This window comes from Paenibacillus anseongensis, assembly GCF_009757995.1.
Taxonomy (GTDB): domain Bacteria; phylum Bacillota; class Bacilli; order Paenibacillales; family NBRC-103111; genus Paenibacillus_E; species Paenibacillus_E chondroitinus.
Map to the genome: position 1 here is coordinate 59,813 of NZ_WSEM01000032.1, position 15,632 is coordinate 75,444.

Annotated in this window: 17 protein-coding genes, 1 rRNA gene and 1 riboswitch; of the genes, 4 read left to right on the forward strand and 14 right to left on the reverse strand. The window is 45.9% G+C overall.

The window, feature by feature from the left end; genetic code table 11:
• Positions 1 to 56: 56 nt before the first annotated feature.
• Positions 57 to 1,196, reverse strand: coding sequence for a ubiquitin-like domain-containing protein (locus GON05_RS30150; protein ID WP_309491954.1), 1,140 nt, complete (start codon positions 1,194 to 1,196; stop codon positions 57 to 59).
• 290 nt (positions 1,197 to 1,486) lie between these two features.
• Positions 1,487 to 1,680, reverse strand: a riboswitch (cyclic di-AMP (ydaO/yuaA leader).
• 282 nt (positions 1,681 to 1,962) lie between these two features.
• Here GON05_RS30150 and GON05_RS30155 point away from each other — a divergent pair.
• Positions 1,963 to 2,706 (forward strand): ABC transporter ATP-binding protein, encoded by a 744-nt coding sequence (locus GON05_RS30155; protein WP_157324507.1) that lies wholly within the window; start codon positions 1,963 to 1,965, stop codon positions 2,704 to 2,706.
• Positions 2,703 to 3,935: an ABC transporter permease gene (locus tag GON05_RS30160; RefSeq protein ID WP_127457125.1), complete on the forward strand. Its 1,233-nt coding sequence runs from the start codon at positions 2,703 to 2,705 to the stop codon at positions 3,933 to 3,935. The genes GON05_RS30155 and GON05_RS30160 overlap by 4 nt, the downstream gene beginning before the upstream one ends.
• Here GON05_RS30160 and GON05_RS30165 read toward each other — a convergent pair.
• Together GON05_RS30165 and GON05_RS30170 are read right to left on the reverse strand one after the other, a co-directional pair.
• Positions 3,921 to 4,688, reverse strand: coding sequence for a TatD family hydrolase (locus GON05_RS30165; protein ID WP_127457124.1), 768 nt, complete (start codon positions 4,686 to 4,688; stop codon positions 3,921 to 3,923). The genes GON05_RS30160 and GON05_RS30165 overlap by 15 nt on opposite strands.
• A gap of 27 nt (positions 4,689 to 4,715) precedes the next feature.
• A complete protein-coding gene (locus tag GON05_RS30170; RefSeq protein WP_127457123.1) occupies positions 4,716 to 5,993 on the reverse strand; it encodes an HD domain-containing protein in 1,278 nt (425 codons plus the stop codon).
• 371 nt (positions 5,994 to 6,364) lie between these two features.
• Here GON05_RS30170 and GON05_RS30175 point away from each other — a divergent pair, with 371 nt between their 5' ends.
• Positions 6,365 to 6,619: an AbrB/MazE/SpoVT family DNA-binding domain-containing protein gene (locus GON05_RS30175; RefSeq protein WP_127457122.1), complete on the forward strand. Its 255-nt coding sequence runs from the start codon at positions 6,365 to 6,367 to the stop codon at positions 6,617 to 6,619.
• Between the two features lie 211 nt (positions 6,620 to 6,830).
• On the opposite strand, the gene rsmI is transcribed toward GON05_RS30175, so the two are convergent.
• The 10 genes from rsmI to GON05_RS30225 form a co-directional block, all read right to left on the reverse strand.
• The gene (rsmI, locus tag GON05_RS30180; protein ID WP_181646446.1) at positions 6,831 to 7,718 is read right to left on the reverse strand and encodes a 16S rRNA (cytidine(1402)-2'-O)-methyltransferase; all 888 of its coding nucleotides are present in this window, start codon (positions 7,716 to 7,718) and stop codon (positions 6,831 to 6,833) included.
• Between the two features lie 54 nt (positions 7,719 to 7,772).
• On the reverse strand, positions 7,773 to 8,528 hold the full coding sequence (locus GON05_RS30185) for a tRNA1(Val) (adenine(37)-N6)-methyltransferase (protein WP_157324513.1): 756 nt from the start codon (positions 8,526 to 8,528) through the stop codon (positions 7,773 to 7,775).
• Between the two features lie 82 nt (positions 8,529 to 8,610).
• A complete protein-coding gene (gene yabA / locus GON05_RS30190) occupies positions 8,611 to 8,952 on the reverse strand; it encodes a DNA replication initiation control protein YabA (RefSeq protein ID WP_127457119.1) in 342 nt (113 codons plus the stop codon).
• A 59-nt stretch (positions 8,953 to 9,011) separates the two neighbouring features.
• Positions 9,012 to 9,815, reverse strand: a complete 804-nt coding sequence (locus tag GON05_RS30195; protein ID WP_127457118.1) for a PSP1 domain-containing protein — start codon at positions 9,813 to 9,815, stop codon at positions 9,012 to 9,014.
• Position 9,816: 1 nt separating this feature from the next.
• Positions 9,817 to 10,794, reverse strand: a complete 978-nt coding sequence (holB, locus tag GON05_RS30200; protein WP_157324517.1) for a DNA polymerase III subunit delta' — start codon at positions 10,792 to 10,794, stop codon at positions 9,817 to 9,819.
• A gap of 16 nt (positions 10,795 to 10,810) precedes the next feature.
• The gene (locus GON05_RS30205; RefSeq protein ID WP_127457116.1) at positions 10,811 to 11,257 is read right to left on the reverse strand and encodes a YaaR family protein; all 447 of its coding nucleotides are present in this window, start codon (positions 11,255 to 11,257) and stop codon (positions 10,811 to 10,813) included.
• A 33-nt stretch (positions 11,258 to 11,290) separates the two neighbouring features.
• Positions 11,291 to 11,620, reverse strand: a complete 330-nt coding sequence (locus GON05_RS30210) for a cyclic-di-AMP receptor (protein ID WP_079417169.1) — start codon at positions 11,618 to 11,620, stop codon at positions 11,291 to 11,293.
• Positions 11,621 to 11,683: 63 nt separating this feature from the next.
• Positions 11,684 to 12,340 (reverse strand): dTMP kinase, encoded by a 657-nt coding sequence (gene tmk, locus GON05_RS30215; RefSeq protein WP_181646447.1) that lies wholly within the window; start codon positions 12,338 to 12,340, stop codon positions 11,684 to 11,686.
• A gap of 40 nt (positions 12,341 to 12,380) precedes the next feature.
• A complete protein-coding gene (locus tag GON05_RS30220) occupies positions 12,381 to 13,892 on the reverse strand; it encodes an aminotransferase class I/II-fold pyridoxal phosphate-dependent enzyme (RefSeq protein WP_157324519.1) in 1,512 nt (503 codons plus the stop codon).
• A 95-nt stretch (positions 13,893 to 13,987) separates the two neighbouring features.
• A complete protein-coding gene (locus GON05_RS30225) occupies positions 13,988 to 14,188 on the reverse strand; it encodes a sigma factor G inhibitor Gin (RefSeq protein ID WP_157324521.1) in 201 nt (66 codons plus the stop codon).
• Between the two features lie 133 nt (positions 14,189 to 14,321).
• On the opposite strand from GON05_RS30225, the gene GON05_RS30230 reads away from it, so the two are divergent.
• Positions 14,322 to 14,849: a hypothetical protein gene (locus tag GON05_RS30230; protein ID WP_157324523.1), complete on the forward strand. Its 528-nt coding sequence runs from the start codon at positions 14,322 to 14,324 to the stop codon at positions 14,847 to 14,849.
• A gap of 496 nt (positions 14,850 to 15,345) precedes the next feature.
• Here GON05_RS30230 and rrf read toward each other — a convergent pair.
• Positions 15,346 to 15,462, reverse strand: a 5S ribosomal RNA gene (gene rrf / locus GON05_RS30235).
• Positions 15,463 to 15,632: the final 170 nt, after the last annotated feature.

The window sequence follows — 15,632 nt, forward strand, 5'->3', positions numbered from 1 at the left end:
CTGCTTGCCTGGCAACGTATATTGACATTGTTCCCGCTGAAACAGACGTTTACACGTTAATTTTCAGACGGCTTTTTCGGTCCTACGACATAGACCGTATACCCTTGTTTCGTTCCGAATTTATTGGCGTAGCCATGATCTTCAAAGTAGACGTCGATCATTTGGCCTTTCACACCGCTGCCAATATCTTCAGCACGTCGGAAACCAACGCCCTCAATGTAAACCCACCATCCCAGTGGGATAACTTTCGGATCTACCGCAATCGTTCTGCCCTCAGTAACTGTCGTTCCTGTATAGGTCTTCCCATACCCAGGAGTCCCTTCGGCTTTCCCTGTCGAATCCGCTCCCGCTGAATAAGCCGTGAGCTTCACGTTCTTGAGGATTTGTTTATACCCGAATGTCACACCATTCTTAGAGACCTCATCCACACTAGGGGATGATGCCGATAGAACGACAACGGGATTTTTCGTGCCAACGGACACAACTTTTTTAACGCTTTGTTCCTGTACTTCTTGACCTACAACAGCTTCTGCAACTAATACGCCATCTTCGTAAGTCTTCTCTTTCTTTTTCAGAAGTACGCCCTCTTTACCTTCTTGAACGACCTGCTCTTTACCCTTAAGCAACGATGCATCATTTTTCTTTTCCGTGTCGAATGCAATCGGCTCTGTTACTTCTTCCGTCTCTTTTTTCACACGGACGATTTTGATTTCATCGCCTGATCCCAAAGAGGCTGTCGGTTCGGGAGTCAGCTTATCGTGCTCCCCAAGTGCAATATGTAAACGTTGCAATGCACTTTCAACCGTTCTTGCAGTTGTGTAAACAGTGGTGGTCTTTCCATCAGCAGTCAATTGAATTGGAGAAGCGTGTTCGATGACGAATTTGTCCCCGCCCTTGATTGTAGCCGTAGGGTCTGCAGATATTTCATCGTGTTCACCAATCGTTATGGCTTGTTCATCCAGTAGGCGTTGCAGGACCCATTGCTTCGTATGCACAACGGTTTCTTGTCCATTCACAACCACGGATACGCTCTTGGTAGCCGTACCGTACAACAACACCAAAAACATGAAAGTCATTGCGATTGAGATTATAGCCAGGCTTAAAATCAAACGCAAGTTTTCATGCTTCCATCGCAATGCGAAGGACATGCTGGATGATCGTTTTACATGGGTCTCGCTAAAAGAGATACTGCCCACTTCTTCGGTCCTCCTTCAAAGCCTCGCCGCCAGGTTACAGCATGATTAAATTTGACGCGACTAAGGTTTTTAATTTAACTTAACGTGTCGTCCATCAGCAGTTGTTTGGAAACAGCTGCGTTCTGGTCGTCCCACCCCGCTTTGCTATTCATCATCCTATGAATTCCGGGTTACGATTAGTCGTCCGAAACAGTTAAAGGTCCTTATGGGGACAAAAAGCCAGCAAGAAGAGGACTCTTCTCGCTGGCTTAGTTTGCATAGTAAAAATACACAAATAGCACGCACGACAATCGTTACCTCTCTTACGCTTACGAGGTTAGCTGACGGATTCGGACGTGAGAGTCGCCCTACTCAGACGTAAACTTTCGTTCAACGTCCAAGATTCACCCCTGTTACTCACTCTGTTTACTTCGTCAGCGATACCGCTTTATAAGTTAACAGTGGTTCCCCCGTTCCCATAATTGGAACTCAGCGAATGGAAAAATGGCAAATTGGTTATTAAGTTATTATGAAAAGTATATTACGCTGTTAATCTCTGCCTGTAAAGGGATTAACACCTACTAAAAAGGGCTAAATCGATTAAAAATAGCTTATTTTTAAAATAAAACCACCTTTTATCTACATTTAACTCATTATAACGTACGAATACTAAGTTTCTTCGTGTTTTCACTCTTAAACTAGGCTTCGAAACTAAATTTGTTTATAATTATCAGGTATGAAACACGTATCTAAATTCCAATAATTAGCTATTTAGGGAGGCACTGAGATGGGTCCCATATTACAAGTTGACGCTTTATTCGGGGGATATTTACCAAATAAACCTGTTCTTCACGACCTCACATTTTCTATCCGTCAAGGTGAAATGATGGGATTAATTGGTTTGAACGGCGCAGGAAAAAGTACGACCATCAAGAACATCCTTGGACTGCTTCAACCACAAAGGGGTTCTATAAAAATTAACGGTTTGACGCTGGCCGAAGATCCACTGCCTTACCGTGCCACTTACGCTTATGTGCCTGAAAGTCCAGAGCTATATGAAGAGCTTACAATTCGTGAGCATCTGGAGTTAACCGCCATGGCTTACGGCTTAACGAAGGATGACTATCTCTCCCGCTCACAAGCGCTGCTCGAGCAGTTCCACATGCAGGACAAGCTCAACTCTTTTGCAAGCCATTTATCCAAAGGGATGAAGCAAAAGGTCATGATCATGAACGCATTCCTGATCGAACCTTCTCTCTACATCATTGATGAGCCTTTTCTCGGGCTCGATCCGCTAGCCATACGCTCATTGCTGGAGTTGATGGTCAAAATGAAGCGGCGCGGCGCGTCATTTCTCATATCCTCGCATATTTTGTCTACGATTGAAAAATATTGCGATAACTATGTCGTCCTGCACAAAGGACATATGGTCGCCCAAGGCGATTTAGTCGAATTACGTCAGCAGACAGGACTCCAGCAAGCGTCATTGGACGACATCTTTTATAAGCTTGTAAAAGGAGAATTGGTATGAAGGCGATGGACATGGATACCCGTGCCCTATGGCAGAAGAGATTTGAACATTATATGAAGGAATCCATGGGTTACCTGCAATATGCAGCGCGCAGCAATTTTTTTGGCTTCCTGCTATTTCTTGTCATCCTTTCTTCCTATTATTATGCAAAAATACTACAGCGCCTTCCGACAGATTATCCTTATCTGTGGATCGTCCTTTTGCTGCTGGTACCTTTGTTAGCCTCAAGCCCCATTCGCACTCTAGCCAGAAGTGCAGACCGTATGTTTCTGCTGCGCGTTGAACATCAGATGGGTCCTTACTTCCGCGGCGGATTCATGTACAGCTTAGTGCTGCAAGCCTTCTGGACATTTCTGGCATGGGTCGTCCTATGGCCCTTGTATCATCACTGCCTTGGTCGCGATGAGCAGCATTTCTTATGGATGCTTGCCTTGCTTCTATTAATGAAGGTAGGCCATTTATTGGCGAGCTGGCAAGAAAGCCGATTCACTCATGAGCGGGCAAGAAGGGTTTCTGTTAGCTTCCGCTGGCTGGCAACAGCCGTCCTGATATCTCTGCAATTTCTGACAAGCGTTCTATGGGCAAGCGGAGCCGCTCTTGTACTTACACTGGCTTGGTTAACAGCTACGCATTACGTATCCAAATACTACATCGGATGGGATTATCTCATTGCGAAGGAAAGGCAGCAGCAGGCACGACTATATGCCTTTTTCAACTGGTTCGTGGATGTTCCGCAATTGGGAACGCGAATAGCCCGCCGAAGCTGGATCAGCGGGGTCACAAGATTTATTCCTTTTAAACAGGATGCTGCCTATCTCTACATATATATGAAAACATTTCTACGTACGGAGCTATTCGCGATTGTCCTACGTATATCCTTACTAGGCACATTAGCCATCGCCGTTTCAAGCAGCAGTACCGCGAGACTGCTCATCTTCTTTATCGCTTTGATTATTTCCATGGTTCAGCTAACGCCACTTGAGCGTTCACACCGCTATACCTTTTGGCTCGACATGTACCCGCTTAACCGTCAGTTGAAAGCCGGCTCCCTAGCCTTCATCATTTGGTCAGCCTTGCTGCTAGAGTTATGTATGCTTTCGATTCCGTTCATGATTCGATCTTCACTTATCTACATTGTCGTGCCGCTCATCGGCTTCCTCTTTATCTCGCTCAGCTGCGGAGTTTTTCTACGACGAAAATTTGCAAAAAATGCTTTACTTGAGACCTAACAAGGCAATGGCGTTGTTTGTCGTTATTTCTGCAAGTTCTTCCAGACTTATGCCCTTGATTTCCGCGGCCGTTTCAGCCACCAACCGAACATAAGCCGATTCATTGCGCTTGCCGCGGAAAGGATGCGGGGTCAAATAAGGAGCATCCGTCTCGATGAGTAAGCGGTCCAAAGGAACCTGCGCCAGCACTTCCTTGGGCTGCTTTGCATTTTTGAAAGTGACAGGGCCTCCGAAGGAAATATGGAAATTCATATCCAAACACTGCTTTGCCGTCTCCCAGCTCCCCGAAAAGCAATGCATGATCCCCCCAACTTCAGCTGCCTTCTCCTCTTTTAAAATAGTCAAAATATCCTGATGCGCATCTCGGTTATGAATCACAATCGGCATTTGAAGCTTTCGCGCCAACCTGATTTGTTCCCGAAAAACTCGCTGCTGTACATCTTTAGGCGACTTATCCCAATAGTAATCAAGCCCGATTTCTCCAATTGCCACCACTTTTTCGTGCTGACACAGCGATTCGATCCATTCCAAATCTCCTGGCATCATGTCAATTGCATCTACAGGGTGCCAACCTACTGTTGTATAGATAAAATCGTATTTTTCAGCAAGCGCTATTGAACTGGGAATTGTTTCACGGTTAAAGCCAACATTCACCATTCTAGTAACACCGGCTTCACGTGCACGTTGTATAACCTCGTCCTGATCTTCCTGAAATTGTTCCGCATTCAAATGAGTATGTGAGTCTGTTAGCATGTTCTTCTCCTTACTTCCTCTTATGTATTATTCCTGCTCGCCTAGCATCTCCCATAGCTCCGGATATTCAGAAGCATTCAGACGCTCAAGCAACTCCTCGGGGTAATAGACATGATGTTTACCCATTTGAAAGCCGCTAATCGACTGCACGATTTCCGAGCGGTGAGTGATTTCAGTCAGCGTCTCTTTATGATCCAAAAGCAGAATCGGTAAATTATCCTCCGTCTCTCCCGGCCTGTACACATCATAGGATTGATTCGACGGGAAATCAATTTCCATGTAATAGATTGGATCGAGCCCAACCTCGGCCATGACTTTCTCCATAAGCTGAATCATACGCTGATTCGACTCATCAAAAGTACTGTATTTATACAATTTGCGGTCTAAGAATCGCTTACACATATCGGCAAGGATAGGATCCTTCTCACTCATCCAAAACGTTAGCATCGCCTGCATCACAGATTCGTCCAGAAGTAAATAATCTTCAAGTGAAATCTTATTTTGAATCAGGTGCAGAATGGGATCCGTCATAAAGCCAAACGTATAGTTATCTTCATATAAATGTTTGGCACGCGCAAAGATTTTGTGCAGCAGAATTTCCGCGCTCCGCGTCACCGGATGGAAATAGACCTGCCAATACATCTGATAGCGTGACATGAGATAATCTTCTACAGCGTGCATACCACTTTCTTTAACGACAATATGCCCACGATACGGCCGGATAACTCGGAGAATACGTTCCAGATCGAACGTCCCGTAATTAACACCCGTAAAATAGGCGTCTCTTAACAGGTAGTCCATCCGATCGGCGTCCAATTGAGACGACACCAGGCTTACAACAATTTCTTCATTGTAGGATTTGCAAATGACTCCCGCCACTTTTTTGGGGAAATCAGGCGAAACCCGGCTCAGTACTTTATTGACCTCTGTATCGCCCAGCACGATTTTACAAGACCAATCCTCATGTCGGGTTCCAAAAGCCTTCTCAATAGAATGGGAGAAAGGTCCATGCCCCAAATCGTGTAATAGCGCTGCACAAAGACAGATCAAACGCTCTTCCTTCGGCCAATCTTCATATTGATTGCGTTCGAATTGAGATATAATTTTGCGCGTGATCTCGTACACACCAAGCGAATGCGAGAATCGGCTGTGCTCGGCGCCATGAAAAGTTAAATAAGAGGTTCCTAATTGCCGGATGCGACGCAGCCTCTGGAACTCTCGCGTATTAATCAAATCCCAGATCGTGTTATCCTGCACGTAAATGTATTTATGAACGGGATCTTTAAAAACCTTCTCTTCCTTCATTCAACCACAACCTCTCTTTATTAAAATTCTACATCTTTTCGACATTTCACACCATCATATCGACATGTATGTCGTAATTTGTCGAATTTACTAATCCCAATTTTTCATTACTTTCGTCCGCTTAAATGAATTGGTTAAATCCACCTTTTCTCACATCTAATAGTAATATATTATTTACAAATCCTTATTCCACTTGGCTTTTCCTCTCTTTTCAGTTGTGTTCAGATTTCAAAAAATTATTATCTACACGCCCAAACTAGCGAAAATATGGTTGACTATTTTGGGAATGGTTGGTATCATTAGTTTAAGAGATATGTCGAAACATGACGATATTGATAAAATTTTTATAAAATCGAAAGGGGTTTATATATATGATGAAATCTACGGGCATTGTAAGAAAAGTTGACGAATTGGGGCGTGTTGTTATTCCAATTGAACTTCGCCGTACACTTGGAATTGGCGAGAAAGACGCTCTTGAAATTTACGTAGATGGCGAGCGTATCATGCTTAAGAAATATGAGCCTGCTTGTATCTTCTGTGGCAACGCTGAAGGCGTCTCTTACTTTAAGGGAAAAATTGTTTGTCATATTTGTTTAGCGGAAATGCCAACACCTGTGACAAAATAAGAAAAATAGTATATAATAGAAGTAGCACTTATCCTATTGGTAATTCTAACCTTTTTCATATCTCCTCTAATCTCTAATTTGTTGGCTTCGGCCACGGATTAGAGATCTTTTTTTGTCTGGACTTTTTCCGCAGCGCTCACTCTCGACCTCGCTTAGCGGGGAACTACGGTTCCCCTTCAAGTGCCAAACACGAGTTACACCGCCCGAGCGCTTAGCGCTCAAGCAATGCGTTGTAAACATCCCGCTTGGATAGGCCGCGATCGCTCGCAACCTGCTTCATCGCTTCCTTCCGGTCGCTGCCCTGCCCCTCATAGTGCTCGACATGCTCGCCTAGCGACATCGCCTCCCACCAACCATCGGCGGCTTCTTTGGCGCTTTCTGCCGACGCACCTTCGGCGATCACGCAGTACTCGCCCTGCGGCGGGTGCTGCGCGAGATGCTCGAGGCACTCGGCAATCGTGCCCCGCAGAAATTCCTCGTACCGCTTCGTCAGCTCGCGGGCGAGACAAACCCGTCGCTCCGGCCCCCACACTTCCGCCATGCGGGCAAGTGTTTTGTCGACGCGGTGCGGCGATTCATAGAACAGCAGCGTGTCCTGCACGTGCTGCAGCCCTTCAAGCACCTTCGTCTGATCCTTTTTCTCCCGGGGGAGAAATCCGACGAAGGTAAACCGCTCTGTCGGCAGGCCTGATGCAATCAGCGCCGACAGGGCCGCGTTCGCGCCGGGGACAGGCACCACCGGCGCGCCCTGCTCTACGGCCATCCTCACCAGGTCATAACCTGGATCGGAGATGGCCGGCAGTCCTGCATCGCTGACTAACGCGATGCTCTGCCCTTCAAGCAGCAAGCGGACGAGTTCCGGGCCGCTTGCCTGCTTGTTGTGTTCGTGATAGCTGACGATTCGCGTAGCGATTTCGAAGTGCGTCAGCAGCTTGCGGGTTTGCCGCGTATCTTCGGCGGCAATGAGGTTCACTTCCTTCAGGATGCGAATCGCCCGAAAGGTCATGTCTTCAAGGTTGCCGATCGGTGTGGCAACCAGGTAGAGCGTACCCGAGCTATTTCCGTCCTCGCGATAACTTTTTTGCACATTTATGCCCACGGTTTGTCCCTCTTCACTTTAGTCATATGCTTCCATATACGCTAATATTTATTTTTATGAAAACTCTAAGGAAGCTCTGCCCCCGTAATAAATTTCCTTCAATTCCTTACAGTACTCCTGGTTCTCGTCATACACGATAAGCGGAGGCAGTGTGCGAATTTCCGGCTTACCATCCTTCATCCCCTCGATCAGCACCATCATCGCCTCTTCCCTAGCACGTGCGTGCACGTAACGAATTCTTTTCGGCTCCAGACGGTATCTCCTCATTAAACTGATAATGTCAACCAATCGTGTTGCCCGGTGAACCATGGCCACTTTACCGCCTGCTTTGACCAGCTTCGCACATGCAGCTATGACATCCTCCAAGTTACAGTGGATTTCATGACGCGCTGCGGCAAAATGCTCATTCACATTCTGCTCCCCATTCGGCACAGGCAAATACGGCGGATTCACCGTTACAGCATCGAATTGGCCGTGGCCTAAAGTGCCATGAATGGTCTTTAAGTCGCCTTGTATCATATGCAGCCTTTCGCCTAAATCATTGAGTAAAGCATTGCGAACCGCCATATCCGCAAGTCGCTCCTGGATTTCTACGCCCCAGATGTCTGCCTTCGTTCGAGTAGACAAGAGCAGTGGCACGACACCGTTGCCTGTACATAAATCGATAACCCGACCCTTCGGCGGCAAACTGCAAAATCGGCCAAGCAGGACAGCATCCATCGAAAAGCTGAACACTTCCTCGCTTTGAATTATTTTTAAATCATACGTTAATAAATCGTCAATTCTTTCAGTCGGTCGTAAAGGCACCATACGCTGTTCTTCATTTCCTTTCTAGTCCTCGCTCATCTATGGAAAAAAACCGTAAGGCATAAACCCCTACGGTCAAACACACTTATTTATTTAAAAAGGATAAGCAAAACAAACAATCTCCCTCAGTCCGAAGGTGTCCATAATACACATTGCATATGTGAAATCCTTCGTTGTACAAGCGGGTCAAATTATCATATCCGGCTCCCGGTAACGAAACCGTTTCCTCCGCCTCTCCGACAGGCTGTTCAACCGTCGTTTCCTCTTGTCGAATCAACTTGCGCAGTTGCTGATTTTCTATGCTTAGTCTCTTATTTTCTTCGATGAGTATAATGATTTGTTTCTTTAAGGCACCCAACTCGGCATAAGTGGCACCCATTCGTTCTTCGATCCCATCTATTTGTCCAAAAATATCCTGTTTATCCACGCTTTCACCTCTAGTGCCATGCATGCTTACTGGCCAGCGCCTCCTTGGATCCTATGCCGCTACTCTTGTTCAACTACATCATCGAAAGGTAAATCAAGTGCTTTACCAAGGTCGAATAATTGAACCTTCGCGGTACGCTCACTGATATTTAACCCTAGTACCTTACCATTACCAAAAGAAGTGATCACATGCCTTCCAACGGTTGGCAGAGAATCCTTCGCACTTTCATAATTATCATGCTCGTACTTCAAGCAGCACATTAACCGGCCGCATAAACCCGAAATCTTCGTCGGATTCAGCGATAAATTCTGATCTTTGGCCATCTTGATGGATACCGGCTCAAAATCACCTAAAAACGATGAACAGCATAAAATCCGCCCACACGGACCAATACCGCCTAACATCTTGGCTTCGTCCCGCACACCAATTTGACGCAGTTCGATTCTTGTCCGGAAAATGCTCGCCAAATCTTTCACGAGTTCCCGGAAATCAACGCGCCCCTCGGCTGTAAAATAAAAAATAATTTTATTGCGGTCAAAGGTATACTCTACGTCCACAAGCTTCATCTTAAGACTATGATCTCTGATCTTGTCGTGGCACGTTTGGAAGGCATCTTTGGCTGCTTTTTTATTCTCTTCAACCAAGTCAGCATCCGAATCATCCGCGATGCGAATGACCTTTTTGAGTGGAAGAACGACATCATTTTCTTTGACAATCTTCTTGCCCACTACAACCTTACCGTATTCCACACCGCGAGCGGTTTCAACAATAACGGCACTTTCTTGCTCAATCGGCAAATCGATTGGGTCAAAATAATATATTTTACCCGCTTTTTTAAAGCGGACGCCTACAACCGAATACATCTTACACCCCCTGCATCTCCACGAGCATTTTCTCTATAACCAGCTGAGAGTTGGCGTTGAAGCGCAGTCGCTTTTGTAAATCTACGGCTTGCTCCATCATACGCACCCAGACTGAGACATCCCGACTTAACGCAAGGGAGCTCATCCAGTCCAGCTGGTCATTATATACAAGCCTGTCCCTGCGCTCAAGGCGCAGTTGCACCATATCTTTAAACCAGAGAATCAACAAGTCGAAAAGACTCGACATGTGTTCTGCAAGTTCTGATTTCACAATTCGTTGCTGAACCGTAATCATAGAAGTAGGAAAACGTGTGAGCGTCTCCTTCGCTAATTGTAACATTACGGTTCTCATTTCTGCAAACCAATTCGCTCCGATTAGCTCCCTGGCCGCTTGTAATCCTGCTGTTAAATGTGCTGCAGGTTGCACAAGAGCAGCTGGAAATCCTTCTTCGAGCAGCGTCAGCACCATCTGCTCACGCGCCATCGGAGTGAATTGAATCCACTGTGCTCTCGACTGAATCGTTGGTAATAAGGCATTTCCATTCTCGGTGATGAGAATAGCCACGACCCTGGAAGTTGGTTCTTCTAGAAATTTCAAAAGGCTATTTGCTGCCTGTACAGTCATTTTCTCTGCATGGTGCAGAATATATATTTTCGTGCCGGAAGCTGTCGCACGGTAAGCAAATTCCTTCTGAAGCTCCCGAATTTGCTCAATCTTGATTGAGGCCCCTTCAGGTGCAACGATATGCAGATCGGGATGATTGCTGTGCTCCACTTTGCGGCACTCCAAGCATTCACCACAAGCGTCATCCGTTCCGTTCTGACAATAAATCGCTTTCGCCAAGGCTATCGCCATTTCGGAACGCCCTGTCCCCACAGGCCCGCTAAATATATAGGCGTGTGACAGCTTGTCTTGTCGCAGCCCGTTCTGCAGAAGTTGCTTTGCCGCTGCTTGCCCCGGTATGGTCTGAAAGGACATTCGTTATGGCACCATCCTAAAATAACAAGTTAATCAACATACCGCGGATTTCTCCGATTTTTTGCAAAATCTCAATACGACCCTGCTCGCTCTCCAGCAATTCATCCGCTAACGAGAGGAGCTCTTGATCGATTTCTTCCAAAAGCTTATATCGCTTCGAACGGCCGCGACGATCCCAGCCCTTCGTATCTCGTAAATTGACACCTCGGCGAGCCGTCTCCTCCAGAAATTGCTTAATCAGCAATTTATACTGGAGAAGCTCTCTCACAGTCATCGCCCGTGAAAGACGGTCGCCTTGCAGCGTAATCTGCTGCACCATTTTGGACAACTGCTCCTGCGTAAATTTCTCATCCTGCTGCTGCATAATGTCAGAGAAATTCCGGGGGGCCATCTGTGGCGGCGGTACGTTCTCATTCACTTTGACGTTCTTACCAATGGGCTGCCACCCCGGATTAATTTTCAAGACGCATCCATCCTTATTTAGGTCATCTATAATTTAGTAATGCTCGAAGCGTTCAACCGGCAATACGAATACCGCGGCTCCACCCACTTGAACTTCCACTGGGAATGGAATATAAGAATCTGTCGTTCCTCCCATTGGAGAAACCGGTGTAACAAGCTGTTCCCGAATTTTGCAATTGGCGCGAATGACCTGCATAACCTCTTGCACTCTCTCATCTTCCGTACCGATCATGAAAGTCGTATTTCCTGCGCGTAGAAAACCGCCTGTACTTGCCAGCTTCGTAGCGCGAAAACCTTCTTTAATTAATGCATTGGAGAGACGGTTACTGTCCTTATCTTGTACAACAGCTACGACTAGTTTCATAGGGGTTGCCTCCTCTTATTATAAACTAAGAATGGATTTTCTGCTTCTCACGGAAAAATGTTCCTAAGCAAAATGTTCCTCAAGCAAACGGTTACACTGACTCCAAATATCTGCTGCAATCTCCTCTACACTGCGGTTAGCGTCAATCACTCTTACACGCTCAGGATGATCGGATGCGATCTGGTGGAATCCTTCCCTTACTCGGCTGTGGTAATCCACATGTTTCTGTTCGATGCGATCCAGCTGTTCCGCTGCGGTTGTTGCACCTGATGCTCTTTGATGCAATCGCGCCATACTGACTTCTACGGGAACATCCAGAATGAATGTTCGAGTTGCTTGTAAGCCCGAGCTTGCATAGCGTGAAATCGCTTTGACTTGCTCAACATCCAAGCCTAGTCCGTATCCCTGATACGCAACGCTTGCATCAATGAAACGATCGCACAAGACGATGCGCCCAGCTTCCAGAGCCGGCAAAATCAACTGATGCACATGCTGCGCTCGGGATGCCGCGTATAGCAGCACTTCCGCTTGATCGACCATTTCTGCATTCACAGGATCAAGAATAATACTGCGAATTTTATCGCTGATTGCTGTTCCCCCTGGTTCTCTTGTCACCAGAACATCATGTCCTAATTTCTTAAGCTCTTCACCTAATTTCTTGAGCTGTGTCGTTTTTCCGGAACCGTCCGGTCCTTCAAAAGTAATGAAAATTCCGTTCACTCTTCCTCCTGCGTGCTGCTTTACCAGTCCATATAATAGTTTATGTGTATATCTTTAACTTGTGTGTCTGACCAAATTCCGTACCTTGAAACTTAATTCCGTTTGCCGCTAATTGTAGTAAAGCCTCAGCCACGGTATCCGTAATAACTTCACCCGGGTATAGATAAGGAATTCCTGGTGGATACGGGATCACCATATCCGCAGAACGCTTGCCAACCGCATCCTCCACGCTTACCTGTCGATAAGCTCCCACTTCCCGCCCTTCTCTTGAGATGTCTCTCAGATCAAAAACAATTGGTGAAGAGATTTGTGTGTAGTAGGGTAATTTAAGTATATTCGAGATAGGCGCATGAAGTTCCTTCTTTTGTGCTGGAACGTCCAAACAAATGTTGCTTAACACGCCAATAACCCTTTCTAAATCCGCCCGGCTCGTAGCCGGTGTGAAAACAAGCAGCACATGACGGCCATCCGTCATTTCTACGTAAATGCCCTTTTCCTCTAATCTCTCCTTGAGCTCTGCCGCACTTAAAGTTTGTGTCGCATCACAAATGGCCACTTTAAAGGGATCCGCCGTCTCATATCCTTCACTTCTAGATCGTGGAAACTCCTTAGGGAAGTAATCAAATCGGTTCATTTCGGCTAGAAAGGATCTAAATTCTTTAACAAGCATAATCCCTTCTGACAGCCAGGCTTCCCCTTCCGTATGCATTCTTTTTCTCGCCAAATCTAACGACGCCATGATCGGATACGAAGGACTTGAACTCTGCAGCATCCCCAAAAGCCGGCGAGTCGCATCCTTATTAATACGCGGCCCCTTCAAATGAAGCATGGCTCCCATCGTCATCGCGGTAAGCATTTTATGCGTAGACTGCACGACTGCATCCGCTCCCTGCGACAACGCAGAGGCCGGTACCTCCGGATGAAATCCGTAGTGTGCACCATGCGCCTCATCCACCAAAAGCATTTTCCCCTGTGCATGCATCAACTCGGCAAAAGGTGTTAAATGAACGCCCATGCCGTAATAATTTGGATTGGTCAAAAATAAAGCTTTAGCCTCCGGATATTGCTGCAACGCTTGTTTCACAGCTTCAATATGTACGCTTGTCGCAACACCCGTTTGTGGATCGATAGAAGGTGAAATGAACACAGCTCTCGCTCCAGCCAACATTAATCCGTGAATAACTGATTTATGTACATTTCTTTGGACAAGAATGACATCACCTCGCTCACAAACGGCTGCAATCATGGCGATATTCCCGACCGTACTGCCACCAATGAGAAAATGGGAATCCTCTGCCCCAAAGCAGGCTGCGGCTAACTGTTCCGCCTCCAGAATGACACCCTCTGCATGATGCAAATCATCCAGACCTGATATTTCCGTATAATCAATCGCCATTATATGCTTAAAAAAGGGTGCCCCTTCGTCCAGTAACCCCTGACCGGATTTGTGGCCTGGTACATGTAGACTTACCGGTTTTTTAGCTTGATGAACTACCATTGCCTCATACAGCGGTGCTTTGAACTGTTTCTCTGAATTGTAATTGCTGCTCATTCGAATAGACTCCTTGAACTTTCTACTTACTACCCTTATAGTAGTGGATTGAAGCATAAAAAACAAAAAAGCTTCCAGAAAGAAGCTTCTCTCAATTAGTTCATATATTGTTTTGGGTTCCCCAAGTATAAAGCTTTTTTCATCTGATTTACGAAGAATGGGTATTTTTGATCGTTCACGTTCGTTTTGACAATTTCACCACTGCACTCATCACAAATGAAAGCTGTAATAATATGAATGCCACCATTTCGCTGCTGCTCACAGATCATACATATCCCAATTCGGTTCTCCTCCATATGATCACCCCATGTACTTTTACTACTAGTATATCCGAATCTCGATTCTCCTAAACTAGCTAAACGCTCATATCTTGGAAGGAAAATGCCGATATTACCTCTATATCAGGTTAACCGGCTTACGGAGGTCATCATGTCAACAAAACAGGAACCCAATCTCTCCAAACAATCTACTATTTATAGTTATACTTTAGTGAAGCGCATTTATCATTCTTTGTATAAAAGGATTCTTTACTTCCTGATTCTCGCCTTGGCCTTATTCTTCAAATTCGACCCCGCAAACTGGCTCCCAATGTTAGTCAGCTATCCGTTATTACTTGTTTTCCATACCCTGCTTGTTCGGGCTTATTTCCAATTCACCATAGGAATGGCCATGAGAGGGTGGTCCTATCGATGGGGAATTTTCTGGTGCGGCTCACTGCCAGATGGCCATGCATCGGTTCGGCTGGTAGGCAAGGTACAACTCCACCTGTTCTGGATAGGTCTCTCCCTGATTACGATCCTGTATCCCTGGATTCCGGCTCCTTGGTTGATTTATTTCATGATCTTTCACATTTGGATGCTCATGCCGCGGTTATGGATGCTGTTTCGGTTCCGCCCTTATCGGAAAACTGGTTTAATGAAGATTTCTGAGAAAGAGACCTCTTGTTATTTGCAATAAAAATGAAACCTGCTCTTTGTCACATTACGTGTAAAAAGTGCAGGTTTTTTTGTTGCTTAGAAGCGATCTAACAAGCTTTGATGTAAAAAGTGCTGGCGTTTTCGGTGGATTTACCTGCACAAAATTCAGCAAATGGTCTGAGATGAGCCTGGGGCTGTTGATTTTGATGTACTTTCTGCAAGTGAGTAGCCTTTCGAGCTACCCTTCTCAAGATTATGAGCATGTGGGAACTACGCTCCGCTATTTCTGCTAAAATCGAGCCGTTCGACTCTTAAAGGGATCTACGAACCGTTATTTCGTTTGTTTTGGCTAAAAACCCGCCTGTTGAGGTCAAATAAGACCCTGTAGTTCCACTTAGCTCTGAAAAGTCACAAATCAGATCAATTAGTGGCCTATACTTCCCTTGTGACACTTTGCGAGAATCTCACATTAGAATTGTCGTAAGAGATGCAAAAAAACCTTTCTGAGATTTCTCTCAAAAAGGTTTTTCTTCTGTGCTTGGCAACGTTCTACTCTCCCAGAACCCTGCGGTTCAAGTACCATCGACGCTGGAGGGCTTAACGGTCGTGTTCGAGATGGGAACGCGTGGGTCCCCTCCGCCATCATCACCAAACAGTCAAAGCGTGGTTTGCGCCTTGAAAACTAGATACGAAACTTGTGTAAAGTAACTACTATAGGTTTCAAGCAGAGAGACTTTTGACTCCGTCAAAAGATCCCTATATGAGGTTAAGCCCTCGACCGATTAGTATTCGTCAGCTGCATACGTTGCCGCACTTCCACCTC